We start from the raw sequence: 24,360 nt of genomic DNA, 5'->3' as shown, positions 1-24,360 counted from the left end.
CGATCCAGGCGGCTTGGGCTTTGTGGGCCGTACAGTAACAGCTTGTATGGACAGGAAAAAGACAGAGGTTAATGTGGGGTTAATCGGCAAAGGAAAGCGCTCCCTCATCGGAACGCCGCCCGCCTAACCCTCTCCCGGAGGGAGAGGGAACTGACGGCGATGTCTTGCGTGATACATCGACCTGAAAAACCGAGTCGATTATGGATTCAAAGCAAGTCGTTCAAGTCGGCGTAGATCTCCAATATCCCCGGATCGGTCCCCTCTCCCTCCGGGAGAGGGCTAGGGTGAGGGAAGGCTTTTGATCCAGGCGAAAAAAAGCCCCTGAAATTCAGGGGCTCCTGGTCAGTGCGGCTGGTAGACCGTGAGCATCTGCCCAGGCTTGAGCGCCTTGCCGGCGCCCGGGTTCCAGCGCTTGAGGTGCTGCATCTCGACGTTGAAACGCTTGGCGACCACGTACAGTGTGTCGCCGCGTTTAACCTTGTACTGGGTCTGTTTACCGTCGTCCTTTTCTCTGGCCTTGCTGCTGGTCTTGCTGTTGGCTGCGATGACGGTGTTGATGCGCCCGCCACTGCTGCGCGCCGGTGTGCGCTTGCTGGTGTCCTGCATGACCAGGGTCTGGCCGACCTTGAGGTTCTTGCCGGTCAGCTTGTTCCAGCGTTGCAGGTCCTTGACCTCGACCTTGTTGGCCTTGGCGATGGAACCGAGGTTGTCGCCACGCTTGACCCGATAGGCACGCTTGGCCTGGGCGATCTCGCTCGGATCGGCGCCTTCGAACACCGGTTTCAGCGAACGCGGGCTGATCAGTTCGTCAGGACGCATGGTCTGCAGGCTGGCGGTCAGCAGCTGCGCCTTCGAGGTCGGCACCAGCAGGTGCTGCGGGCCGTCGATGGTGGTGCGCTGCTTGAAGGCGGGGTTGAGCTGGAACAGCTCGTCTTCGTCGATGTTGGCCACCGCCGCGACCTTGGACAGGTCCATGCGCTGGTTGATTTCGACGACCTGGAAATACGGTTCGTTGGCGATCGGGTTGAGGTTCACGCCATAGGCTTCAGGCGTCAGGACCACTTGCGAGAGCGCCAGCAGTTTCGGTACGTAGGCTTGGGTTTCCGCCGGCAGCGGCAGGTTCCAGTAGTCGGTCGGCAGGCCCAGCTTTTCGTTGCGCTCGATGGCGCGGCTGACCGTGCCTTCGCCGGCGTTGTACGCGGCCAGTGCCAGCAACCAGTCACCGTTGAACATGTCGTGCAGGCGGGTCAGGTAGTCCATCGCTGCCGTGGTCGAGGCAGTAATGTCGCGACGGCCATCGTAGAAACGGGTCTGACGCAGGTTGAAATAGCGCCCGGTGGACGGGATGAACTGCCAGAGGCCCACCGCGTCGGCCCGGGAATAGGCCATCGGGTTGTAGGCGCTTTCGATGACCGGCAGCAGCGCCAGTTCCAGCGGCATGTTGCGTTCTTCGAGGCGCTCGACGATGTAATGAATGTAGAGGCTGCCGCGTTCGCCGGCGTTCTCGAGGAAGGAAGGGTTACTTGCGAACCACAGGCGCTGTTGCTCGATGCGCGGGTTCACGCCCAGACCTTCCTGAAGCTGGAAGCCACCGCGCATGCGCTCCCAGATGTCCTGAGGCACCTGCGGGCTGGGCTTTTCCGACAACCAGATGGGCTTCTGCTTGGCTCGCGCAGCAATGTTCGGCGTATGTGTCGCTTCAGTCTGCGGAGCATGGCTGGAACAGCCCGCCAGTGTGGCGGACACAGCCACCGCGATGGCTTGCGCCAGGCGGGTCAATGCATCTGAATTGACGGACTTACGTATGGATGACGACATTGGCTGGAAGTAAGTTCCGGGCAAAAATGTCGGGCGATTCTAGAAAGCGCACCCCCTGCGGTCAACCATTCAGAATTTTTGTACCAGGCAGGGAGCCACTTAGAACGTATCTTTCCATGCCCGCAGAGCCGCAAAAACCTCACTCGGCGCCCGGTTTTGAGGGCCGTTCCGTTCGTCCACTTTTTGTGTAACCAATATTTCACCGGTGCGCAAAAACGGGTTTGTGAGCTTTTCCAGCGCAAGGGTCGAGGGCAGTGTCATCACGCCATTCGCACGTTGCTGGCTGACTTTTTCCAGACGGGCGGCGATGTCCCGGTTGCCCGGCTCCACGGCGGCGGCGAATTTCAGGTTGCTCAGGGTGTATTCGTGGGTGCAGTAGACCAGGGTGTCTTCCGGCAGCGCCGCCAGACGGCTCAACGACTGGTGCATCTGTTGCGGCGTGCCTTCGAACAAACGGCCGCAGCCGGCAGCGAACAGGGTGTCGCCACAGAACAGCAGGCCATGATGGTAGTAGGCGATGTGTCCCAGGGTGTGGCCGGGCACGGCATGGACGTCGAAGTCCCAGCCGAGCACGCGCACCGTGTCGTTGTCCTCGAGGGCCACGTCCCGCCCCGGAATACTTTCGCTGGCCGGTCCGTAGACCGTGGCACCGGTGGCCTTTTTCAGCGTCTCGACGCCGCCGACATGGTCGTGGTGATGGTGAGTGATGAGGATGTCGCCGAGCACCCAGCCCGGATGCGCGTCGAGCCACGCCTGCACGGGGGCGGCATCCCCCGGATCGACCACCGCGCAACGTTGGGTGGCATGATCCTGTAACAACCAGATGTAGTTGTCGGTGAAGGCGGGCAGGGCACTGATCTGTATCATCGTCGAATTCGCCAAGCGGGTAACATTGGCGCATCTTAGAGGTTCCTGGCGTGTTGGAGAATGCAATGATCGATAAAGCGTTCGCTCAGGCCGATCCTGACTGGCTCGCGCTGATCGGTGCAGCCCGTGAATGGCTGTCCGGCCCCCTCGGGCAATTTCTGCTGGACGAAGAACGGCGCATGCTCGAAGACGAGCTGGGCCGGTTCTTCGGCGGCTATCTGGTGCATTACGGCCCGTCCGCCGAAACGCCGCCGTCGGCGCCGCAGGTGCAGCGCAACGTGCGGCTGGGCGCGCCCTTGCCGGGCGTGGAGATCGTCTGCGAAGAACAGGCCTGGCCGTTGAGCGAGCACGCCGCCGATGTGGTGGTGTTGCAGCACGGCCTGGATTTCTGTCTGTCGCCCCACGGTCTTCTGCGCGAAGCAGCCAGCAGCGTGCGCCCCGGCGGGCATCTGTTGATTGTCGGCATCAACCCCTGGAGCACCTGGGGGCTGCGCCACGTGTTCGCCCATGACGCCTTGCATCAGGCGCGCTGTATCTCGCCGTCGCGGGTGGCGGACTGGCTTAATCTGCTGGGCTTCGCGCTGGAGAAACGCCGCTTCGGGTGCTATCGTCCGCCGCTCGCGTCACCCAAGTGGCAGGCCCGTCTGGCCGGCTGGGAACGCAAGGCCGGCGACTGGCAACTGTCGGGCGGCGGCTTCTATTTACTGGTCGCGCGCAAGATCGTGGTCGGCCTGCGTCCGGTGCGTCAGGAACGCCGCGAGCCGATGGGCAAGCTGATTCCGCTGCCGATGGCCAAGGTCAATCGCCGGCGCATCGAACCGTAAACCTTCTTTTATTTATGGCCGGGTATATCCCGGCCTTGGCCATCGTCGATCCGTGATCGGCGAGGCCACGCATTTTTTCTGGATAGACTGGCATGAGCGAAAGCGTCGATAGCGTAGAACTGTTCACTGACGGCGCCTGCAAAGGCAACCCCGGCCCCGGCGGCTGGGGCGCCTTGCTGGTGTGCAAGGGTGTTGAAAAGGAACTGTGGGGCGGCGAAGCCAACACCACCAACAACCGCATGGAGTTGCTCGGCGCGATTCGCGGCCTCGAAGCCCTCAAGCGTCCGTGCGAAGTGCTGCTGGTCACCGACTCGCAATATGTGATGAAAGGCATCAACGAGTGGATGGCCAACTGGAAGAAACGCGGCTGGAAAACCGCTGCCAAGGAGCCAGTCAAAAACGCTGACCTGTGGAAGGAGCTGGATGAGCAGGTCAACCGCCACAAGGTCACCTGGAAATGGGTCCGCGGCCACATCGGCCACCACGGCAACGAACGGGCTGACCAGTTGGCCAACCGTGGGGTGGATGAGGTTCGCGGTTACAAGCAGGATTGATCAAAGCATCAAAATGGCCGTGGCCAGTTGCAGGTCGGTATAGGGCTGACCTGGCAGCAGGCTGCGAATTCGCGTCAGCGCCGCTTCCATCTGTGCGCCGCGAATGTCCCCGTCGCTGGCAACGAACGCCGCGGCGTCATCCTTGGCCGCCAACACGATCTTGTCGTCCTTGAACGAACCGCTGGTGCCTTTGCTGGAGCTGAGCGTAAGGCTCATGGTGATGTCGGTGCTGATGACGAAACTGGTGGCGTGCGCTTCGGCCGCCAGCAGGCAGCCGCCGAGCATTAAAACGTATGCAGTCCTCATGACGCTCTCAATCCGCAGGAAACAAGCCGCGTACGCTAACAAGGCGGTTTGCCGCCGACTTTATGAACATTGCTAATGATTGTTAAAAACTGCATGAGCGCCGGTCACCTGACGGCGCGCGACGCGTACCGCGAGCGTGTTAACATCGCCGCTTTTGCACGATTGACCCCGTTGAGAGCTGAACACTGATGGCCACCAGATCCGTTGTACTCGATACCGAAACCACCGGCATGCCAGTGACCGACGGCCACCGGATTATCGAAATCGGTTGTGTCGAGCTGATCGGTCGACGTCTGACGGGCCGGCACTTTCACGTTTATCTGCAACCGGATCGCGAGAGTGACGAAGGCGCGATCGCCGTTCACGGCATCACCAACGAATTCCTGGTCGGCAAGCCGCGCTTCGCCGAAGTGGCCGACGAATTTTTCGAGTTCATCAACGGCGCGCAGCTGATCATCCATAACGCGGCGTTCGACGTTGGCTTCATCAACAATGAATTCGCCCTGATGGGCCAGCAGGATCGCGCGGACATCACGCAGCACTGCACGATCCTCGACACCCTGATGATGGCCCGGGAACGTCACCCGGGTCAGCGCAACAGCCTCGATGCCCTGTGCAAACGCTACGGCGTCGACAACTCCGGCCGTGAGCTGCACGGCGCATTGCTCGACTCGGAGATTCTCGCCGACGTCTACCTGACCATGACCGGTGGCCAGACCAGCCTGTCGCTGGCCGGCAACGCCTCCGACGGCAATGGCACGGGCGAGGGCGCGGACAACTCGGCTACCGAAATCCGCCGTCTGCCGGCAGATCGCAAACCGGGGCGGATCATTCGCGCTACCGAAGCCGAGCTGGCCGAACACCAGGTGCGCCTGGAAATCATCGCCAAATCGGCCGGTGCCCCGGCGTTGTGGACTCAACTGCTGGAAGCCGAAGCTCAAGCGTAAGGCAAAAAAGGATCGCCCGAACATCCAGGCCGTGTTCAGGCGATCCTTTGTTTTTGGCAGTACTGACAACTGGCCACCCTCGCCACATCCGCTCCGACCCTCTACCCTGAGGACATTGGCAGATCACTCTCCGCCGCCTCAGGACACTGAGCCTCATGTACAAAGATTTGAAGTTCCCGGTGTTGATCGTCCACCGCGACATCAAGGCCGACACGGTTGCCGGTGAACGCATTCGCGGCATCGCCCGAGAGCTGGAGCTGGAAGGTTTCAGTATCGTTTCGGCCACGGACTACACCGAGGGCCGGCTGGTGGCGTCGACCCACCATGGTCTGGCGTGCATGCTGATCGCCGCCGAAGACGCCAGCACCAACTCCCACTTGTTGCAGAACATGGCCGAACTGATCGGTCTGGCCCGGGTGCGGGCGCCGGATCTGCCGATTTTTGCCCTCGGCGAGCAAGTCACCCTGGAAAACGCCCCGGCCGATGCCATGGCCGAGCTCAATCAGTTGCGCGGCATTCTCTACCTGTTCGAAGACACGGTGCCGTTTCTCGCCCGGCAAGTGGCGCGGGCGGCACGCAAGTACCTGGACGGCCTGTTGCCGCCATTCTTCAAGGCGCTGGTGCAGCACACCGCCGATTCCAATTATTCCTGGCACACCCCAGGCCATGGCGGCGGGGTGGCTTATCACAAGAGTCCGGTGGGGCAGGCGTTTCACCAGTTCTTCGGGGAAAACACCCTGCGCTCGGATTTGTCGGTGTCGGTGCCGGAGCTGGGTTCCTTGCTCGACCACACCGGGCCATTGGCCGAGGCGGAAGCACGCGCCGCGCGCAATTTCGGCGCCGATCACACGTTTTTCGTGATCAACGGCACCTCGACCGCCAACAAGATCGTCTGGCACTCGATGGTCGGGCGCGATGATCTGGTGCTGGTGGATCGCAACTGCCACAAGTCGGTGTTGCACGCGATCATCATGACTGGCGCGATTCCGCTGTACCTGTGCCCGGAGCGCAACGAGCTGGGCATCATCGGCCCGATTCCGCTCAGTGAATTCAGTCGCGAATCGATCCAGACCAAGATCGATGCCAGCCCGTTGACCAAGGGCCGCGAACCGAAAGTCAAACTGGCGGTGATCACCAACTCCACCTACGACGGCCTCTGCTACAACGCCGAGCTGATCAAGCAGAGTCTGGGCAACAGTGTCGAAGTCCTGCATTTCGACGAGGCCTGGTACGCCTACGCCGCGTTTCACGAATTTTTCGCCGGTCGTTACGGCATGGCCACCTCGCGCAGCGAGGACAGTCCGTTGGTGTTCACCACCCATTCCACCCACAAACTGCTGGCGGCGTTCAGTCAGGCTTCGATGATTCATGTGCAGGACGGCGGGGCGCGGAAGCTGGATCGCGACCGGTTCAACGAAGCGTTCATGATGCACATCTCGACGTCGCCGCAGTACAGCATCATTGCTTCGCTGGACGTGGCGTCGGCGATGATGGAAGGGCCGGCCGGACGTTCACTGCTACAGGAAACCTTCGACGAAGCCCTGAGCTTTCGCCGGGCGCTGGCCAATCTGCGCCAGCACATTGCCGCCGACGACTGGTGGTTTTCGATCTGGCAGCCGCCGGGTGTCGAAGGCATCGACCGGGTGCAGACCGAGGACTGGCTGCTGAAGCCTGATGCGGACTGGCATGGTTTCGGCGAGGTCAGCGACGATTATGTGCTGCTCGATCCGATCAAGGTCACCCTGGTCATGCCGGGCCTGACCGCCGGCGGCGCTTTGAGCGACAAGGGCATTCCGGCGGCAGTGGTCAGCCGTTTCCTCTGGGAGCGCGGACTGGTGGTGGAGAAAACCGGCCTGTACTCATTTCTGGTGCTGTTCTCCATGGGCATCACCAAGGGCAAGTGGAGCACGCTGCTGACCGAACTGCTGGAGTTCAAGCGCAGCTACGACGCCAACGTCAGTCTCGACACCTGCCTGAAGTGTGTCGCCCAGGAAGATCCTGTGCGTTATCGCGGCATGGGCCTGCGCGATCTGTGCGATCAACTCCACGCCTGCTATCGCAGCAACGCCACCGCCAAACACCTCAAGCGCATGTACACGGTGCTGCCGGAAATCGCGATGAAACCGGCCCACGCCTACGACCAGTTGGTGCGCGGTGAAGTCGAGGCGGTGCCGATCGATGAGCTGGAAGGCCGGGTGGCAGCGGTGATGCTGGTGCCGTACCCGCCGGGCATTCCGCTGATCATGCCTGGCGAACGCTTTACCGAATCCACGCGCTCGATCATCGAATACCTCAGATTTGCCCGCACGTTCGACGCAACTTTTCCGGGGTTCGTGGTCGATGTGCACGGTCTGCAACACGAAGATGAGGGCAATGGACGGCAATACACCGTCGATTGCGTCAAGGAATGAGGGCTTTTCCGAGTATGCAACCGGTCATGAATCCGAAATACCCAGGGTTGTCGGTGCGAGTCGCCGACGACGGTTTTGCCGCTTACATCTGGGGCAGCGATTTCAGCTTCGAGGTGGCCGCCTACGGCACGGCCGAAATCGGCAAACCCGTGGCGCAATGGGCCGTGACGCCTATCGTGCCGTATCGCAAGTGCTACGGCATCGATCCGGAGGAGTTCAGCAGCTTTCGCGACGCCGCTGACAGTGCGATTTTCATGGCGTACCTGGAGGATGAGCCGGTCGGGCATCTGGTGATCAGCACCAACTGGAACGGCTTCGCCCATATCGATGAACTGGCGGTGCACGCTCCGGCACGGCGCCATGGTGTGGCCAAGGCCTTGCTCGACGTGGCGCAGTTCTGGAGCCGCAAGAAAAAGCTGCCGGGGATCATGCTGGAAACCCAGAACAACAACCTCGGCGCCTGCCGTCTGTATGAGCGCTGCGGGTATGTGATCGGCGGCATCGACCACTTGCGTTATCGCGGCATCGATCCGAACACCGCCGAAGTGGCGCTGTTCTGGTATCGATTGTTCGATAACCCGCTGGAGCATCCGATCAGTTCGCCAGCATCGCCTCGGCTTGTTCCGTGACGATCCCGAGCAGCGTCTGAATCGCCGCTGATGGCGTGGCGTGTTTGAAGGTCAGGGCATAGAGGCTGATCGGCACCGCCGGCGACAACGGGCAGACATCGAGACCGCCCGCCCGCGCACCAAGGGCAGTGAACGGGTCGACGATCGCCAGGCCTTCGCCGGCCTCGACCATGCTGCGCATCATCTGGTGGGTCTGCACCCGGGTCTGGATGGTCGGCGCCGGGCGCAGGGCCTGGAGCTTGTTTTCCAGGGCCGGGCTCAGCGGGTCCTGGCCTTCGAGGCCGACCAACGCCTGACCGGCCAGATCCTGCAGGGAAATGTATTTCTGCTTCGGTTGCAGCCAGCCGTGGGGCGCAAGCAATTGCAACTTGCCCTGAGCCAGCGGCTGGCAATCAATGTCAGGGTGTTGTGGATCGTGCAGGCTCAGGCCCAGATCGCTGTCGCGCAGCAGCAGGTGGCGGACGATGTCGCGGGTCGGCTCGCTGAGCAGGATGCAGGGCACGTCGGGCAGGCGCCGGCGCAGGGCGGCGAGGCTTTGCGGCAGCAGTTGCTGGGCCAGCGGCGGGGTGCCGATGATCCGCAAGGGTGGGGCGAGATATTGCTTGATGCTGCTGGCCAGCCGTTGCAGCGGTTCCAGCGCTTCATAGATGTGGCCGATCTCGACTTGCAGCGCCCGGGCCTCCGGGGTTGGCTGAAGTCGTCCGCGTACGCTGGCGAACAGCATGAAACCAAGCTGACTCTCGGCTTCGCGCAAACGCTCCTCGACCTCGGGCGCCGCTAGTTGCAGCCATTCGGCGGCGGTGCCCACGTGACCGGTCTGCAAAAGCGCCTGAATCACTTCGATATGACGTAAACGCATGCGTGAAGTCCATGTCCGGCCGTTGGGGTCAGTGGCTGAATCCTACCCCAACTCGGCGCGGATGACTTCTGCTCATAACGATCGGTTATGAAGCGACCGATGGCTCGGGTTCGCGGATCAGGGTGATGCCCGACTGAACCAGCAAAAACTCGTTGTCGTCGATCTTGTTGACGCGGTCGCCAATCGCCAGCTTGTAGGTGGTAACGGGCTCCGTGCCGGTGAAACCGTCTGCCGACGGGTTGGATTCCTGGAACTCATGCACGGAATAAACGCGGCCTTCCGCATCTCTTGCATGGAACTGACCGACGAGTACTGCTGCCATCTGCTTAGAACCTCTGGAGATAAAACGCTTGATTTGCGGCTTGGTAGACCGTCATCGAGCTTGGTAAGTTTTCCTACATGAAAAAAATATTCCAGACGCGGGAAATAACCTTCGGCGTCTGGTGGAATCGTCATCGGATCATCTATAACTACTGGCTCCTCCCACGGACAGTCGAGAGTCTTCCAATGAGCAATGTCTATAACGTCGCAGTAGTGGTCGGCAGCCTGCGCAAGGCGTCCATCAACCGCAAGGTCGCCCTGGCGCTGGCGGAACTGGCACCGGCCAATCTCAAGCTGAACATTGTCGAAATTGGCGATCTGCCACTCTACAACGAAGACATCGACGGCGATTCACCGCCGGCAGCCTACAGCACTTTCCGGCAAAAAGTGGGCTCATCCGACGCTCTGCTGTTTGTCACCCCGGAATACAACCGCTCGGTGCCGGCGCCTTTGAAGAATGCCATTGACGTCGGTTCGCGGCCCTATGGCAAGAGTGTCTGGAGCGGCAAACCGGGAGCGGTGATCAGCGTTTCGCCGGGTGCCATCGGCGGTTTTGGCGCCAACCAGCATTTGCGTCAGTCCTTCGTTTTCCTCAACGTGCCGTGCATGCAGCAGCCGGAAGCCTACCTGGGCGGCGCGGGTACGGCGTTCGATGAAGCGGGCAAGCTTAACGAGTCGGTGAAGCCGTTCCTGCAAAGCTTCATCAATGCGTTTGGTGAGTGGGTGACGCAGCACAAGAAGTGATTCGCTGAATTTTCTGACAAGATATTGCCCCTGTGGGAGCGAGCCTGCTCGCGATCTCGGTGTATCAGCTGGCACATCAGTTGAATGACACACCGCCATCGCGAGCAGGCTCGCTCCCACAGGTTTTGTGGTGTGGCTCAATTTTTCCCTTTTATTGAAGGCTGTCGCGAATGCTCGCTGCTTCACTGATTTTCCTGCTGACCATTACCCTGGTGATCTGGCAACCCAAAGGCCTCGGGGTCGGCTGGAGTGCAACGTTCGGCGCCATCGTTGCGCTGATTTTCGGCGTGGTGCATCTGAGCGACATCCCGCTGGTGTGGCAAATCATCTGGAACGCCACCGGCACGTTCGTAGCGCTGATCATCATCAGCCTGCTGCTCGACGAGGCGGGGTTCTTCGCCTGGGCGGCGTTACACGTAGCGCGGTGGGGACGGGGCAGCGGGCGCAAGCTGTTTGCCTTCATGGTGCTGCTGGGTGCGCTGGTCTCGGCATTGTTCGCCAATGACGGGGCGGCGCTGATCCTCACACCCATCGTGATTTCCATGCTGCTGGCCCTGCGTTTTTCTCCGGCGGCGACCCTGGCGTTCGTCATGGGCGCGGGGTTCATTGCCGACACCGCGAGCCTGCCGCTGGTGGTGTCGAACCTGGTGAATATCGTCTCGGCCGATTTCTTCCACATCGGATTCAACCGTTATGCGGCGGTGATGGTGCCGGTCAACTTCGTCAGCGTCGCTGCCACGCTGGGCATGTTGCTCTGGTTCTTCCGCCGCGACATTCCCAAGGCTTACGACCCGGAACAGCTTGAACATCCGCAAACCGCCATTCACGACAAAGCCACGTTCTACGCCGGTTGGGCGGTGCTGGTGATTCTGCTGATCGGCTGTTTCGCGCTGGAGCCGCTGGGCATTCCGATCAGTGCGATCTCGGCGGTGTGCGCGGCGCTGTTGCTGGCGATTGCCGCGCGCGGGCACAAGATCTCCACGCGCAAGGTGATGAAAGAGGCGCCGTGGCAGATCGTGATTTTCTCGCTGGGCATGTATTTGGTGGTCTACGGACTGCGCAACGCCGGGCTTACCGATTATCTGGCCGGGTGGCTCAATGTATTCGGCGATTACGGTGTATGGGGCGCGGCGATGGGCACCGGGGTGCTGACGGCCTTGTTGTCGTCGATCATGAACAACCTGCCGACGGTGCTGGTCGGTCTGCTGTCGATCGATGCCAGCCAGGCCAGCGGTGTGGTGAAGGAGGCGATGATCTACGCCAACGTGATCGGCAGCGACCTGGGGCCGAAAATCACCCCGATCGGCAGTCTGGCGACCTTGCTCTGGCTGCATGTGCTGGAGCGCAAGAACATCAAGATCGGCTGGGGGTATTACTTCAAGGTCGGGATCGTGCTGACGGTGCCGGTTCTGTTGGTGACCTTGGCGGCACTCGCCGTGAGACTTTCCATTTAGACCGAGTCGGCTCAATCGCTGCGGTGCGACGACTCGACTTGCCAGCGAAGGGGCCGGATCAGACGGCACAGAAATCAGGATTGGCCCGGCACATTCGGCCACAGGTCCGACACCAGAAACAGCCGCTCGGCTTCTTCCCACTCGCCCCGGGCATTTTCGGTCAGGCGCACCATCAGTTGCGCCGGGGCCAGCGGTTCGAGTTCATCGAGCCAGGCCTGCAAGTGCCCGTTGCTCCAGGTCTGCTCCGCCGGGTAGTGCGCCGGCGCCAGCCAGGCGTGGCGGGGCAGGGGTTGCCAGCGTCCGGCCGGGCGCTGAGCGACAAACGCCGGCCAGTCTTTTTGATGCAGCCAACTGCCACGCAAATGCTGAGGATGGGCGCCGCTGGGTGGCACCGACTGGCCGGGCCACGGATACAGCAAGTATCCGCCCAGCCACAGTTGCGCACTGAACGACCCGACATCCAGCGCCGCCAGCACTTCGCGGCTTTCCGGGCGCGCGGAGATCGGCAGCTGATGTTCGCTCAAATGCGCCAGTTTGCGATCCAGCCGATCATGACAACCCGGCCCCAGCCACGACGCCGGATCATGCCCGTCGCCGTTCTGTGGGCCGAGGTAGAGCTTGATCGCCAGTTCCAGGTGGTGCACGCCGTCGCGGTCGCGCAGCAGCATGTCCAGCTCGCCGAGGGTGTGACCTTCGCGGCGGATCGGCAGGTTGGCGGCGATCAGTTCGATGCCTGGCGCGTGCTCCACCGCAAATTGCCACAACCGCTCGTAATACAGGCCCAGGCGCCGGGTGCGGGCCTGGGACAGCCAGTGCAGCAGGCCGTAACTGTCGCGGTCGAGCTGGCGCAACCAGTGTTCCAGCCGCTCGGGGTCGCTGACCCAGTCGCTGCCCGCCAGCGGATGGCGCTGCGGCCACGGGGTGGCGGCGAGCATCGGCGGGGCGAGGATCACCCACGCCAGATCACGCACCTCCGGGTGACGTAACTGGTGGGGCAACTGCAGCAAATCGGGAAATAGGATCATCTTGCGAGCATAGCCTCAAACACCGGTGCAGCCTTGGGGCTGAAAGGATTTTGTCTATCCGGCGCTTTCGCCCATAATCGTGCTTTTCGCCGTCTCAGTCCCCGCAGGAGTCCCATGGAGCAATTTCGTAATATCGGCATCATCGGTCGCCTGGGCAGCTCCCAGGTGCTGGATACCGTCCGCCGACTGAAACGCTTCCTGCTCGATCGTCACCTGCATGTGATTCTCGAAGACACCATCGCCGAAGTCCTGCCGGGCCATGGCCTGCAAACCTCGTCGCGCAAGATGCTCGGCGAAGTCTGCGACATGGTGATCGTGGTCGGCGGTGACGGCAGCCTGCTCGGCGCGGCGCGGGCACTGGCCAAACACAATATTCCGGTACTCGGGATCAACCGTGGTAGCCTCGGCTTTCTCACCGATATTCGCCCCGACGAGCTGGAAATCAAGGTCGCCGAAGTGCTCGACGGCCATTATCTGGTGGAAAACCGCTTCCTGTTGCAAGCCGAAGTCCGTCGCCACGCCGAAGCCATCGGCCAGGGCGATGCGCTGAACGACGTGGTGCTGCACCCGGGCAAATCGACGCGGATGATCGAGTTCGAGCTGTACATCGACGGCCAGTTCGTCTGCAGCCAGAAGGCCGACGGCCTGATCGTCGCCACTCCGACCGGTTCCACCGCGTACGCACTGTCCGCCGGTGGCCCGATCATGCATCCCAAGCTTGACGCTATTGTGATTGTGCCGATGTACCCCCATACCTTGTCGGGCAGACCGATCGTGGTCGATGGCAACAGTGAGCTGAAAATCGTCGTGTCCAAAGATATGCAGATCTACCCGCAGGTCTCCTGCGACGGGCAGAACCACTTCACCTGCGCGCCGGGTGACACCATCACCGTCAGCAAGAAAGCGCAGAAGCTGCGGTTGATTCATCCGCTCGACCACAACTACTACGAAGTCTGCCGGACCAAGCTCGGCTGGGGCAGCAAGTTGGGTGGTGGAGGCGACTGATGCTCGATCCCGCGCGCAGTTATGACCTGATTGGTGACGTGCACGGATGCGCCCTGACCCTGGAACACCTGCTGGACCGTCTCGGTTATCACAAGCAGGGCGGGGTCTGGCGGCATCCGTCGCGCATGGCCGTGTTTGTCGGCGACATCATCGACCGCGGCCCGCGGATTCGCGAGGCGCTGCACATCGTCCACGATATGGTCGAGGCCGGTCAGGCGTTGTGCATCATGGGCAACCACGAGTTCAACGCACTCGGCTGGAGCACCCCGGCGCCTCCGGGCAGCGGCAAGCAGTTCGTCCGTGAACACACCCCGCGCCATGCCCGCCTGCTGCATGAAACCCTGACCCAGTTCGAAAACCATCCGGGCGACTGGCACGATTTCCAGCAATGGTTTTACCAACTGCCGCTGTTCGTCGATGCCGGACGTTTCCGCGTGGTGCATGCCTGTTGGGATGCCGGCCTGATCGAGCCGCTGCGCGCGCTGTTTCCCGATGGCTGCATCGATGAACACTTCCTCCAGGCCTCGGCGGTGCCGGGCAGTTTCGCCTGCACCGTGTTCGATCGCCTGCTGCGCGGCACCGACATGCGCCTGCCGGATGGCCTGACCATGACCAGCGGCGATGGCCTGGTGCGTTCGTTCTTCCGCACCAAGTTCTGGGAAGACGACCCGCAGACCTACGGCGACATCGTCTTCCAGCCCGATGCACTGCCAGAGCCGGTGGCGCAGAAGCCGCTGACCTCCAGCGAAAAGAATTCCCTGCTGCGCTACGGCGTCGATGAGCCGTTGCTGTTCGTCGGTCATTACTGGCGCAGCGGCAAACCGGCGCCGATCCGCCCCAACCTCGCGTGCCTGGATTACAGCGCGGTGCTCTACGGCAAACTGGTGGCCTATCGTCTGGATCAGGAAACCCGCCTCGATCCGCATAAATTTGTCTGGGTCGACGTCGAGCGGCCGGAGGTGCTGCGATGAGTGCCATAGCGGTCTTGCGTGTGCCGTTGGCGGCGGACCTGAGTGGGTTCGTCAAACTGCTGCAACGCATGCAAGTGCCTCATCGCGTCAGCGAAGAGGCGGGCGAGCAGGTGTTGTGGGTGCCCTCGGAAATCAGCGACGACGTGCGCTCGCTGTACGAGCGTTTCCCGGCGGGCGACCCGGATCAGCAACTGGAAATTCCGGCGGCGCCGACGCTCAAGCGCCCGAGCTTCGCCGAGCAACTGAAACATGCCAAAGCCACCGGATTCATTCTGCTGCTGAGCCTGATCGTCGGCGGGTTGACCTTCCTTGGCGATAACCTCGACACGATGCGTTGGCTGACCTTCCTCGATTTTCGCGTGGTCGGCGACTACATCCACTTCACACCACTGGCCGACAGCCTGGCAGCGGGGCAGTGGTGGCGCCTGTTTACGCCGATGCTGATCCACTTCGGCATCCTGCACCTGGCCATGAACGGCATGTGGTATTGGGAGCTGGGGCGGCGCATCGAGTCGCGCCAGGGCAGCGTCAACCTGATCGGTCTGACGCTGCTGTTCGGCCTGGTTTCCAACTATGCGCAGTTCGCATGGGGCGGCCCGAGCCTGTTCGGCGGCCTGTCCGGCGTACTTTACGGATTGCTCGGTCACTGCTGGATCTTCCAGTTGCTGGCGCCGAACCCGGCCTATCGCCTGCCGCGCGGCGTGCTGGCAATGATGCTGGTGTGGTTGCTGGTGTGCATGTCCGGGCTGATCTCGATGATCGGTTTCGGCGAAATCGCCAACGCTGCCCACGTCAGCGGGTTACTCATCGGATGCTTAACCGGTTTGTTGGGCGGTTTGTACAACCGCCGTAAACTGGCCGCCTGAATTTTTTGAATAAAGAGCACGGAGACCCTGATGTCCTCTTTTAACGATTTGATCAAGAACATCACCCCGGACATCTACCAGAGCCTGAAACTGGCGGTAGAGATCGGCAAATGGTCCGACGGCGGCAAACTCACCGCCGAGCAGCGCGAGCTGTCGTTGCAGGCAATGATCGCCTGGGAAATGCAGAACCTGCCCGAGGAAGAGCGCACCGGTTACATGGGCCCGCAGGAATGCGCCTCGAAGTCGATCGAAGTGCCGAACATCCTGTTCAAGTCGGACGCCCTCCATTGATCGAGATCGGCCGCGGTGCAATCAGCAAAATGTCGGCGCGCCTGGACGGGCCGAACGTGCAGTACGCGTTTCGTCTGGATGACGTCGAGGTGCCGGTCAACCCGTTGATCGGCAGCACGGTGCGTCTGGAATACCTGGGGGCGATTCACTGCACCCATTGCGGGCGCAGGACCAAGACCAGTTTCAGTCAAGGCTACTGCTATCCATGCATGACCAAACTCGCCCAGTGCGACATTTGCATCATGAGCCCGGAGCGCTGCCACTTCGAGGCCGGCACCTGCCGTGAGCCGGAGTGGGGCGAGAAGTTCTGCATGACCGACCACATCGTCTACCTGGCCAATTCGTCAGGGATCAAGGTCGGCATCACCCGCGCCACCCAGTTGCCGACCCGCTGGCTCGACCAGGGCGCCAGTCAGGCGCTGCCGATCATGCGCGTTTCGACGCGGCAGCAGTCGGGCTTCGTCGAAGACCTGTTCCGCAGCCAGGTGGCGGACAAGACCAACTGGCGCGCCTTGCTCAAGGGCGACGCAGCGGCGGTGGATCTGGCGCAAGTGCGCGATCAACTGTTCGAAAGCTGCGCCCCGGGTCTGCAAGGTTTGCAGGAGCGATTCGGTCTCCAGGCCATTCAGACCATCGCCGATGTCGAGCCGCTGGAAATCCGTTACCCGGTCGAGCAGTACCCGGCCAAGATCGTCAGCTTCAACCTGGACAAGAACCCGATTGCCGAAGGCACGCTGCTGGGGATCAAGGGCCAGTACCTGATCTTCGACACCGGCGTGATCAACATTCGCAAGTACACGGCCTATCAGCTCGCCGTGCATCAATAAGGACTTCAGCATGCGCACCGAACAACCGAAGATGATTTACCTGAAGGACTATCAGGCGCCCGAGTACCTGATCGACGAAACACACCTGACCTTCGAGTTGTTCGAGGACCACAGTCTGGTCCACGCGCAACTGGTGATGCGCCGCAACCCGGCCCGTGGCCCGGGCCTGCCGCCGCTGGTGCTCGATGGCCAGCAGCTGGAGTTGCTCTCGGTGACCCTGGCCGACCAGGAACTGAGCGCCGCCGACTACCAGCTGACGGAAAATCACCTGACCCTGCAACCGGCCAGCGAGACCTTCACGGTCGACACCAGCGTCAGGATCCACCCGGAAACCAACACTGCACTGGAAGGCCTGTACAAGTCCGGCACGATGTTCTGCACCCAGTGCGAGGCCGAAGGCTTCCGCAAGATCACCTATTACCTCGACCGCCCGGACGTGATGAGCAAGTTCACCACCACCGTGGTGGCCGAGCAGCACAGCTATCCGGTGTTGCTATCCAACGGCAACCCGATCGCCAGCGGCCCTGGCGAAGATGGCCGGCACTGGGCGACCTGGGAAGACCCGTTCATGAAACCGGCGTACCTGTTCGCGCTGGTGGCCGGTGACCTGTGGTGCGTTGAAGACAGCTTCACCACCATGACCAACCGCAACGTGGCGCTGCGCATTTACGTCGAGCCGGAAAACATCGACAAGTGCCAGCACGCCATGAACAGCCTGAAGAAGTCGATGCGCTGGGACGAAGAGGTCTACGGTCGCGAGTACGATCTGGACATCTTCATGATCGTCGCCGTCAACGACTTCAACATGGGCGCCATGGAGAACAAGGGCCTCAACATCTTCAACTCCAGCGCCGTGCTGGCCCGCGCTGAAACCGCCACCGACGCCGCGCACCAGCGGGTCGAAGCGATCGTTGCCCACGAATACTTCCACAACTGGTCGGGCAACCGCGTGACGTGCCGCGACTGGTTCCAGCTGTCGCTGAAGGAAGGCTTCACGGTGTTCCGCGATGCCGGTTTCTCTTCTGACATGAACTCGGCCACGGTCAAGCGCATTCAGGACGTGGCGTACCTGCGTACCCACCAGTTCGCCGAAGATGCAGGTCCCATGGCCCACGCCGTGCGCCCGGACAGCTTCATCGAGATTTCCAACTTCTACACCCTGACCGTGTACGAAAAGGGCTCGGAAGTGGTCGGCATGATCCACACCCTGCTGGGCGCCGAAGGCTTCCGCAAGGGCAGCGATCTGTACTTCGAACGCCACGACGGCCAGGCCGTGACCTGCGATGACTTCATCAAGGCTATGGAAGATGCCAACGGCGTCGACCTGACTCAGTTCAAGCGCTGGTACAGCCAGGCCGGTACACCGCGTCTGGCGGTGAGCGAGTCTTACGACGCCGCCGCGAAAACCTACAGCCTGACCTTCCGCCAGAGCTGCCCGGAAACCCCGGACAAGGTTGAAAAGCTGCCGTTCGTGATTCCGGTCGAACTGGGCCTGCTCGACAGCCAGGGCAACGAGATTGCCCTGCGTCTGGCCGGCGAAGACTCGGCTCAAGGCACCACCCGGGTGATTTCGGTGACCGAAGCCGAGCAGACCTTCACCTTCGTCGACATCGCCGAACAACCGCTGCCGTCCTTGCTGCGTGGCTTCTCGGCGCCGGTGAAACTGAACTTCCCGTACAACCGCGATCAGCTGATGTTCCTGATGCAACACGACACCGATGGTTTCAATCGTTGGGATGCCGGCCAGCAACTGTCGGTGCAGGTGCTGCAAGAGTTGATCGGCCAGCAGCAGAAGGGCGAAAGCCTGGTGCTCGACCCGCGTCTGGTTTCCGCTTTGCGCACCGTGCTGTCGGACGAAACGCTGGATCAGGCGATGGTCGCGGAAATGCTCTCGCTGCCAAGCGAAGCCTACCTGACCGAAATCAGCGAAATCGCCGACGTCGACGCAATCCACACCGCCCGCGAATTTGCCCGTCAGCAACTGGCGGACAACCTGTTCGAGGCCCTGTGGCTGCGTTATCAGGCCAACCGCGACCTGTCGAAGCAAACCCCGTACGTGGCCGAAGCCGAGCATTTTGCCCGTCGCGCATTGCAGAACATCGCGCTGTCGTACCTGATGCTCAGCGGCAAGCCGGAAGTGCTGGCGGCAACCCTGGAACAGTTCGACACCTGCGACAACATGACCGAGCGCCTGACCGCGCTGGCGGTGTTGGTCAACTCGCCGTTCGACGAGCAGAAAGCCACCGCACTGGCCAGTTTCGCCGAGCACTTCAAGGACAATCCGCTGGTCATGGATCAGTGGTTCAGCGTGCAGGCCGGCAGCACCTTGCCGGGCGGTCTGGAGCGGGTGAAAGCGCTGATGCAGCACCCGGCGTTCAACATCAAGAACCCGAACAAGGTGCGTGCGCTGGTCGGTGCGTTCGCCGGGCAGAACCTGATCAACTTCCACGCGGCGGATGGCTCTGGTTATCGCTTCCTCGCCGATCTGGTGATCGAGCTGAACGGCTTCAACCCGCAAATCGCTTCGCGTCAACTGGCGCCGCTGACCCGCTGGCGCAAGTATGACGGCGCTCGTCAGGCGCTGATGAAGGCGGAACTGGAGCGGATTTTGGCTTCGGGGCAACTGTCCAGTGATGTGTATGAGGTGGTGAGCAAGAGTTTGGCTTGAGGCTGGTCGTTTTGGGTTGGTCTTGAGATGGTGTTTCAACTTTAGATCCAGCCCTCACCCTAACCCTCTCCCGGAGGGAGAGGGGACTGATTGCGGGATGCTTCAGATTTACGCCGACCTGATCCTGCTTTACCGAATCCATAATCGACTCGATTCTTCAGGTCGATGTATCGCGCAATACACCTCGGTCGGCTCCCTCTCCCCCGGGGAGAGGGCTGGGGTGAGGGGGTTGGGTTTCAGCTACACCGCATTACTTCCGCAGAACCGGCTATAAAAAACGCCGCTCAATGAGCGGCGTTTTTTGTGGCTGGATGAAAAAGCCCTTATTGGCGCAAATCAAACCGATCCAGATCCATCACCTTCGCCCACGCAGCAACGAAATCGTTGACGAACTTTTCCTTCGCATCGGAGCTGGCATACACCTCGGCCAGCGCCCGCAGTACGGCGTTGGAACCGAATACCAGATCGACCCGGGTCGCCGTCCATTTCACGCTGCCGGTTTTACGGTCGCGGCCTTCGAACTCGGTTTTCGACGTCGGTTTCCATTCCACGCCCATGTCCAGCAGGTTGCGGAAGAAGTCGTTTGTGAGGGAGCCGGGTTTGTCGGTGAACACCCCGTGTTTCGTCTTGCCGACGTTGGTGTCCAGCACCCGCAGACCGCCGATCAGTACGGTCATTTCCGGGGCGGAAAGAGTCAGCAGTTGCGCCTTGTCGATCAGCAGCGCTTCAGCCGGCACGCGGTAGGTGTTGGCGGCGTAGTTGCGGAAGCCGTCGGTGTGCGGTTCGAGGAAGCCGAACGACTCGACGTCGGTTTGCTCCTGAGTCGCGTCGGTGCGCCCCGGATTGAACGGCACAGTCACCGTATGCCCGGCGTTTTGCGCCGCTTGCTCGACACCGGCGTTACCGGCCAGCACGATCAGGTCCGCCAGCGAGACTTGCTTGCCCGACGCCCCGGCGTTGAACTCGTTCTGAATGCCTTCAAGGACTTTCAGCACCTTGTCCAGTTGCTCCGGCTGGTTGGCCTGCCAGAACTTTTGCGGTGCCAGACGCAGACGTCCGCCATTGGCGCCGCCGCGTTTGTCCGAACCCCGGAAGGTCGATGCGGCCGCCCAGGCGGTGGAGACCAGTTCCGAAACGGACAGCCCCGACGCCAGTACTTTGCCTTTCAACGCCCTGATATCGCTGTCGTCCACCAGTGGATGCGTGGCTTCGGGAATCGGGTCTTGCCACAGCAGTTCTTCCTGGGGCAATTCCGGGCCGAGATAACGTGACAGCGGGCCCATGTCACGGTGAATCAGCTTGTACCAGGCGCGGGCGAAGGCATCGGCCAGTTGATCGGGATTGGCCAGGAAGCGCCGCGAAATCTTCTCGTAGGCCGGGTCGAAACGCAGGGCCAGGTCGGAGGTGAGCATGGTCGGGTCGATGCGTTTGTTCGGGTCGTGGGCGTGGGGGATGGTGCCGGCGCCGGCGCCGTTTTTCGGTTTCCACTGATGGGCGCCGGCGGGGCTCTTGGTCAGTTCCCACTCGAAGCCGAACAGGTTTTCCAGGTAGTTGTTGCTCCACTTGGTCGGGGTGGTGGTCCAGGTCACTTCCAGGCCGCTGGTAATGGTGTCGGCGCCCTTGCCGGTGCCGAAGCTGTTCTTCCAGCCCAGGCCTTGTTCTTCGAGGCCGGCGGCTTCCGGTTCCGGTCCGACGTTGTCGGCGGGGCCTGCGCCGTGGGTCTTGCCGAAGGCGTGACCACCGGCGATCAGGGCGACGGTTTCCTCGTCGTTCATGGCCATGCGGCCGAAGGTTTCGCGGATGTCCTTGGCCGAGGCCACCGGGTCGGGATTGCCTTCGGGGCCTTCCGGGTTCACGTAGATCAGGCCCATCTGCACCGCGGCCAGCGGGTTCTCGAGGTTGCGTTCGCCCTGATTGGTGCGGCTCTCTTCATTGCCGTGCTCGGCGGGTTCGGCCACTAGCGTGCCTTCGCCCGGCGGCTGCATGGATTCCGGATCCTTGCCGTAGCGGTTATCGCCGCCCAGCCATTTGTTTTCCGAGCCCCAGTACACGTCTTCGTCCGGTTCCCAGACATCCGCGCGGCCGCCGGAGAAACCGAAGGTCTTGAAGCCCATCGATTCCAGCGCGACGTTGCCGGTGAGCACGATCAGGTCGGCCCAGGAAATGTTGCGGCCATATTTCTGCTTGATCGGCCACAGCAGCCGTCGGGCCTTGTCGAGGCTGACGTTGTCCGGCCAGCTGTTGAGCGGGGCGAAGCGTTGCTGGCCGGAGCCGGCGCCGCCACGGCCGTCAGCGGTGCGATAGGTGCCGGCGCTGTGCCAGGCCATGCGGATGAAGAGCGGGCCGTAGTGGCCGAAGTCCGCTGGCCACCACTCCTGGGAGTCGGTCATCAGCGCCGTCAGATCGCGTTTGAGGGCCTGGAAATCCAGGCTCTTGAAAGCCTTGGCATAGTCGAAGTCCTTGCCCATCGGATCGGATGCGGGCGAGTGCTGACTCAGGATTTTCAGGTTCAGTTGATTCGGCCACCAATCGCGGTTCGTCGTGCCACCGCCGGCGGCGTGATTGAACGGGCATTTCGATTCATTTGCCATGTTCGGGATCCTTATCAGGTCTTCTGCGGCCGGCTCGTGCCGACTTCGGACTAGTAAGGCTAGACCCGACTTGGCAAGTCAGCTAATAGGCCGACTATTGGTGCCTGATAGGCGCAGTCTCTTATGCGAAGTGCAGGGAACCTGCAGGGCAGGGCGCTGAAATGCCCGTGCTTGAGCGCTGGTTTGCATGTGTCTGGGTGAAACGGGATGGTCATTGGAAATGTTATTGTATAACATAAAAATGATTTCATCTGATTGGCGTCGGTAATACACCCTGTGTAGCGCTGGCATCGATCCTTACTTTTCTGCCTGATGGATTCCTGAAATGCCTTCCCGCTTCCACACCTTCCAACCCCGCCTGACGCTCATGGCCTCGGCGCTGCTGATCGCTTCGCCCGCATTTGCCGCCGACCCGCTGGAACTGCAACCGCAAGTCATCACCGGCAATCCGCTGGGCAGTCAGACCCTGGCCTCGCCCTCGACCGTGTTGAGCGGTGACAGCCTGACGCTGCAACAAAAGGGCAGCCTCGGCGAAACCCTGAACAAGCAGCCGGGCGTGTCGTCGTCCTACTTCGGCCCGGGTGCCAGTCGGCCGATCATTCGCGGGCAGGACGGCGATCGCATTCGCATCCTGCGCAACGGCGTCGGCGCGCTGGACGCCTCGTCGCTGTCCTACGATCACGCAGTGCCGCTGGATCCGGTCAACGTCGAACGCATCGAAATCGTCCGCGGCCCCGCAGCCTTGCTGTATGGCGGCAGCGCCATCGGCGGGGTGGTCAACACCTTCGACAATCGCATCCCGACCGAAGCCATCGACGGCATCCACGGTGCCGGCGAGTTGCGCTACGGCGGCGCCGACACCACCCGCAGCAGCGCCGGCAAGCTCGAAGCCGGTAACGGCCAGTTCGCCTTGCACCTGGACGCCAGCGCCCGCGAGTTCAATGACCTGAAAATCCCCGGCTACGCCAGAACCGGCCGTGAACGGGCGAATGACGATGGCGATTCGAAAAAGCATCGGCTGGCCAACAGCGACGGTCATCAGGACGGTGGTGCGGTGGGCGGTTCCTACACCTGGGATGACGGTTACGCGGGGCTGTCGTACAGCAATTACGATTCGAACTACGGCTCGCCGGCCGAAGACGATGTGCGCATCCGCATGGAGCAGGAGCACTACGCGTTCGCCTCGGAAATCCGCAACCTCGACGGCCCGTTCAGCTCGGTGAAACTCGACGCTGGCTACACCGATTACCAGCACCGGGAAATCGAAGGCGGCGAGGTCGGCACCACGTTCAAGAACAAGGGCTACGAGGCGCGGGTCGAGGCCCGGCATCAGCCGCTGGGGCCGTTCAATGGGGTGATTGGCGCGCAAGTCAGTCGCAACGAATTCTCGGCGCTGGGCGAAGAAGCCTTCGTGCCGCACACCGATACCGATGCCGGTGCACTGTTCATTCTCGAAGAGCTGCAAGCCACGGATCGTCTGCTGTTCACCCTCGGCGGACGTCTTGAGCACACCACGGTCGACCCGGATGGCAAAGGCAACGAGCGTTTCGCCAATGCCGATCGCTCCAGCAGTTTCACCGCCGGCAGCCTGTCATCCGGTGCGGTGTACACGCTGACGCCGATCTGGTCGGTCGCCGCCACGCTGGGCTACACCGAGCGCGCGCCGACGTTCTATGAGCTTTACGCCAACGGCGCCCACGTCGCCACCGGCACTTATGAAGTCGGGGACGCGGGGCTGTCGAAAGAAAAAGCCGTCTCCAGCGACCTCGCCCTGCGTTTCGACAACGGCACCCACAAGGGCAGCGTCGGCGTCTTCTATAGCCATTTCTCCAACTACATTGGTCTGCTCGGGACGGGGCGCACGCTCAACGACGAAGGCGAGGAAGACGCCGATGGCATTCCTGAATACACCTACTCCGGCGTACGGGCGCGCTTCAGCGGTATCGAAGCGCAGGATCGCTGGACCCTTGGCGAAAACGCCTACGGCAAGTTTGCGCTGGAGCTGTCGGGCGACTACACCCGCGCCAAGAACCTCGACAACGGCCAGGACCTGCCGCGCATCGCGCCGCTGCGGTTAAACACTGGGTTGTTGTGGGAGCTGGATCGCTGGCAGGCGCGGATCGATGTGGAACACGCCAGTTCCCAGCACCGGGTGCCGGACAACGAAAGCAGCACCGACGGCTACACCACGCTGGGGGCCAATGTGGGTTATCACTTTGATGTTGGTCAGAGCAAGTGGCTGGCCTTCGTCAATGCCGAGAACCTGACCAACCAGACCGTGCGTTACGCCAGCTCAATCCTGCGGGATATTGCGCCGGCAGAAGGGCGCAGCATTCAGGTAGGGCTGCGCACCACGTTCTGATCGGTCACATCGGACAGGCG

General features: G+C 61.7%; 21 protein-coding genes. 14 read left to right on the top strand and 7 right to left on the bottom strand.

Annotated elements, in window-relative coordinates:
- Nucleotides 1–342: 342 nt before the first annotated feature.
- Both ACKUG4_RS20880 and gloB read right to left on the bottom strand, forming a co-directional pair.
- Complete coding sequence (locus ACKUG4_RS20880) at nt 343–1,818, bottom strand: transglycosylase SLT domain-containing protein (protein ID WP_445434732.1); 1,476 nt, start codon at nt 1,816–1,818, stop codon at nt 343–345.
- Nucleotides 1,819–1,917: 99 nt separating this feature from the next.
- Entirely contained in the window at nt 1,918–2,685 is a 768-nt protein-coding gene (gene gloB, locus ACKUG4_RS20875; RefSeq protein ID WP_445434731.1) for a hydroxyacylglutathione hydrolase, read from the bottom strand.
- A gap of 65 nt (nt 2,686–2,750) precedes the next feature.
- On the opposite strand from gloB, the gene ACKUG4_RS20870 reads away from it, so the two are divergent.
- Both ACKUG4_RS20870 and rnhA read left to right on the top strand, forming a co-directional pair.
- Entirely contained in the window at nt 2,751–3,509 is a 759-nt protein-coding gene (locus tag ACKUG4_RS20870) for a methyltransferase domain-containing protein (RefSeq protein WP_011333614.1), read from the top strand.
- Between the two features lie 92 nt (nt 3,510–3,601).
- A complete protein-coding gene (gene rnhA, locus ACKUG4_RS20865; protein ID WP_039770807.1) occupies nt 3,602–4,063 on the top strand; it encodes a ribonuclease HI in 462 nt (153 codons plus the stop codon).
- On the opposite strand, the gene ACKUG4_RS20860 is transcribed toward rnhA, so the two are convergent.
- On the bottom strand, nt 4,064–4,369 hold the full coding sequence (locus ACKUG4_RS20860) for a DUF2388 domain-containing protein (protein WP_445434730.1): 306 nt from the start codon (nt 4,367–4,369) through the stop codon (nt 4,064–4,066).
- Nucleotides 4,370–4,557: 188 nt separating this feature from the next.
- Between ACKUG4_RS20860 and dnaQ the strand changes: the two genes are divergently transcribed.
- The 3 genes from dnaQ to ACKUG4_RS20845 all read left to right on the top strand — a co-directional run bounded on the left by dnaQ (nt 4,558) and on the right by ACKUG4_RS20845 (nt 8,356).
- The gene (gene dnaQ, locus ACKUG4_RS20855; protein WP_039770804.1) at nt 4,558–5,316 is read left to right on the top strand and encodes a DNA polymerase III subunit epsilon; all 759 of its coding nucleotides are present in this window, start codon (nt 4,558–4,560) and stop codon (nt 5,314–5,316) included.
- A gap of 155 nt (nt 5,317–5,471) precedes the next feature.
- Nucleotides 5,472–7,727, top strand: a complete 2,256-nt coding sequence (gene ldcA / locus ACKUG4_RS20850) for a lysine-specific pyridoxal 5'-phosphate-dependent carboxylase LdcA (protein WP_445434729.1) — start codon at nt 5,472–5,474, stop codon at nt 7,725–7,727.
- Between the two features lie 14 nt (nt 7,728–7,741).
- A complete protein-coding gene (locus ACKUG4_RS20845; RefSeq protein WP_085648926.1) occupies nt 7,742–8,356 on the top strand; it encodes a GNAT family N-acetyltransferase in 615 nt (204 codons plus the stop codon).
- Here the strand turns inward: ACKUG4_RS20845 and ACKUG4_RS20840 are convergent.
- Nucleotides 8,322–9,215, bottom strand: coding sequence for a LysR family transcriptional regulator (locus ACKUG4_RS20840; protein WP_445434728.1), 894 nt, complete (start codon nt 9,213–9,215; stop codon nt 8,322–8,324). The two genes, ACKUG4_RS20845 and ACKUG4_RS20840, sit on opposite strands and share 35 nt — an antisense overlap.
- Nucleotides 9,216–9,300: 85 nt before the next feature.
- A complete protein-coding gene (locus ACKUG4_RS20835; protein ID WP_007956926.1) occupies nt 9,301–9,537 on the bottom strand; it encodes a hypothetical protein in 237 nt (78 codons plus the stop codon).
- A gap of 185 nt (nt 9,538–9,722) precedes the next feature.
- Here ACKUG4_RS20835 and ACKUG4_RS20830 point away from each other — a divergent pair, with 185 nt between their 5' ends.
- A complete protein-coding gene (locus ACKUG4_RS20830; protein ID WP_039770799.1) occupies nt 9,723–10,280 on the top strand; it encodes an NADPH-dependent FMN reductase in 558 nt (185 codons plus the stop codon).
- A 170-nt stretch (nt 10,281–10,450) separates the two neighbouring features.
- On the top strand, nt 10,451–11,734 hold the full coding sequence (locus ACKUG4_RS20825) for an arsenic transporter (RefSeq protein WP_064595516.1): 1,284 nt from the start codon (nt 10,451–10,453) through the stop codon (nt 11,732–11,734).
- A 74-nt stretch (nt 11,735–11,808) separates the two neighbouring features.
- On the opposite strand, the gene ACKUG4_RS20820 is transcribed toward ACKUG4_RS20825, so the two are convergent.
- Entirely contained in the window at nt 11,809–12,759 is a 951-nt protein-coding gene (locus ACKUG4_RS20820) for a DUF1853 family protein (RefSeq protein WP_445434727.1), read from the bottom strand.
- A gap of 114 nt (nt 12,760–12,873) precedes the next feature.
- Here ACKUG4_RS20820 and ACKUG4_RS20815 point away from each other — a divergent pair, with 114 nt between their 5' ends.
- From ACKUG4_RS20815 to pepN, 6 genes are read left to right on the top strand one after another with little or no spacing between them, the layout of a single operon-like run.
- Nucleotides 12,874–13,764 carry an NAD(+) kinase gene (locus ACKUG4_RS20815; protein ID WP_011333623.1) on the top strand — a complete coding sequence of 297 codons (891 nt, stop codon included), beginning with the start codon at nt 12,874–12,876 and terminating at the stop codon, nt 13,762–13,764.
- A complete protein-coding gene (locus ACKUG4_RS20810; RefSeq protein ID WP_172829526.1) occupies nt 13,761–14,735 on the top strand; it encodes a metallophosphoesterase in 975 nt (324 codons plus the stop codon). Before ACKUG4_RS20815 ends, ACKUG4_RS20810 begins: the two co-directional genes overlap by 4 nt.
- The gene (locus tag ACKUG4_RS20805; RefSeq protein ID WP_064595524.1) at nt 14,732–15,601 is read left to right on the top strand and encodes a rhomboid family intramembrane serine protease; all 870 of its coding nucleotides are present in this window, start codon (nt 14,732–14,734) and stop codon (nt 15,599–15,601) included. The genes ACKUG4_RS20810 and ACKUG4_RS20805 overlap by 4 nt, the downstream gene beginning before the upstream one ends.
- A gap of 30 nt (nt 15,602–15,631) precedes the next feature.
- Nucleotides 15,632–15,892: a YeaC family protein gene (locus ACKUG4_RS20800; RefSeq protein WP_011333626.1), complete on the top strand. Its 261-nt coding sequence runs from the start codon at nt 15,632–15,634 to the stop codon at nt 15,890–15,892.
- Nucleotides 15,889–16,719 carry a DUF2797 domain-containing protein gene (locus ACKUG4_RS20795; protein ID WP_039770790.1) on the top strand — a complete coding sequence of 277 codons (831 nt, stop codon included), beginning with the start codon at nt 15,889–15,891 and terminating at the stop codon, nt 16,717–16,719. Before ACKUG4_RS20800 ends, ACKUG4_RS20795 begins: the two co-directional genes overlap by 4 nt.
- Before the next feature lie 10 nt (nt 16,720–16,729).
- Nucleotides 16,730–19,387 carry an aminopeptidase N gene (gene pepN / locus ACKUG4_RS20790; protein WP_445434726.1) on the top strand — a complete coding sequence of 886 codons (2,658 nt, stop codon included), beginning with the start codon at nt 16,730–16,732 and terminating at the stop codon, nt 19,385–19,387.
- Nucleotides 19,388–19,710: 323 nt separating this feature from the next.
- On the opposite strand, the gene katG is transcribed toward pepN, so the two are convergent.
- Nucleotides 19,711–21,978 (bottom strand): catalase/peroxidase HPI, encoded by a 2,268-nt coding sequence (gene katG, locus ACKUG4_RS20785; protein WP_085648932.1) that lies wholly within the window; start codon nt 21,976–21,978, stop codon nt 19,711–19,713.
- A gap of 325 nt (nt 21,979–22,303) precedes the next feature.
- On the opposite strand from katG, the gene ACKUG4_RS20780 reads away from it, so the two are divergent.
- Nucleotides 22,304–24,340, top strand: coding sequence for a TonB-dependent receptor (locus tag ACKUG4_RS20780; protein WP_445434725.1), 2,037 nt, complete (start codon nt 22,304–22,306; stop codon nt 24,338–24,340).
- Nucleotides 24,341–24,360 lie beyond the last annotated feature (20 nt).

Origin of the sequence: Candidatus Pseudomonas auctus, assembly GCF_048654275.1 — a bacterium.
GTDB lineage: Bacteria > Pseudomonadota > Gammaproteobacteria > Pseudomonadales > Pseudomonadaceae > Aquipseudomonas > Aquipseudomonas pharyngis.
Note: the sequence above shows the minus strand (reverse complement) of the source record. Positions and strands in the feature narration are given on the sequence as shown.

Coding starts and splice junctions, on each gene's coding strand:
- ACKUG4_RS20825 (WP_064595516.1), top strand. CDS start 10,451: ATGCTCGCTGCTTCACTGATTTTCCTGCTGACCATTACCCTGGTGATC.
- katG (WP_085648932.1), bottom strand. CDS start 21,978: ATGGCAAATGAATCGAAATGCCCGTTCAATCACGCCGCCGGCGGTGGC.
- ACKUG4_RS20845 (WP_085648926.1), top strand. CDS start 7,742: ATGCAACCGGTCATGAATCCGAAATACCCAGGGTTGTCGGTGCGAGTC.
- ACKUG4_RS20870 (WP_011333614.1), top strand. CDS start 2,751: ATGATCGATAAAGCGTTCGCTCAGGCCGATCCTGACTGGCTCGCGCTG.
- ACKUG4_RS20805 (WP_064595524.1), top strand. CDS start 14,732: ATGAGTGCCATAGCGGTCTTGCGTGTGCCGTTGGCGGCGGACCTGAGT.
- ACKUG4_RS20820 (WP_445434727.1), bottom strand. CDS start 12,759: ATGATCCTATTTCCCGATTTGCTGCAGTTGCCCCACCAGTTACGTCAC.
- ACKUG4_RS20835 (WP_007956926.1), bottom strand. CDS start 9,537: ATGGCAGCAGTACTCGTCGGTCAGTTCCATGCAAGAGATGCGGAAGGC.
- ACKUG4_RS20860 (WP_445434730.1), bottom strand. CDS start 4,369: ATGAGGACTGCATACGTTTTAATGCTCGGCGGCTGCCTGCTGGCGGCC.
- ACKUG4_RS20840 (WP_445434728.1), bottom strand. CDS start 9,215: ATGCGTTTACGTCATATCGAAGTGATTCAGGCGCTTTTGCAGACCGGT.
- gloB (WP_445434731.1), bottom strand. CDS start 2,685: ATGATACAGATCAGTGCCCTGCCCGCCTTCACCGACAACTACATCTGG.
- ACKUG4_RS20815 (WP_011333623.1), top strand. CDS start 12,874: ATGGAGCAATTTCGTAATATCGGCATCATCGGTCGCCTGGGCAGCTCC.
- rnhA (WP_039770807.1), top strand. CDS start 3,602: ATGAGCGAAAGCGTCGATAGCGTAGAACTGTTCACTGACGGCGCCTGC.
- ACKUG4_RS20800 (WP_011333626.1), top strand. CDS start 15,632: ATGTCCTCTTTTAACGATTTGATCAAGAACATCACCCCGGACATCTAC.
- ACKUG4_RS20830 (WP_039770799.1), top strand. CDS start 9,723: ATGAGCAATGTCTATAACGTCGCAGTAGTGGTCGGCAGCCTGCGCAAG.
- dnaQ (WP_039770804.1), top strand. CDS start 4,558: ATGGCCACCAGATCCGTTGTACTCGATACCGAAACCACCGGCATGCCA.
- ldcA (WP_445434729.1), top strand. CDS start 5,472: ATGTACAAAGATTTGAAGTTCCCGGTGTTGATCGTCCACCGCGACATC.
- ACKUG4_RS20880 (WP_445434732.1), bottom strand. CDS start 1,818: ATGTCGTCATCCATACGTAAGTCCGTCAATTCAGATGCATTGACCCGC.
- ACKUG4_RS20780 (WP_445434725.1), top strand. CDS start 22,304: ATGCCTTCCCGCTTCCACACCTTCCAACCCCGCCTGACGCTCATGGCC.
- pepN (WP_445434726.1), top strand. CDS start 16,730: ATGCGCACCGAACAACCGAAGATGATTTACCTGAAGGACTATCAGGCG.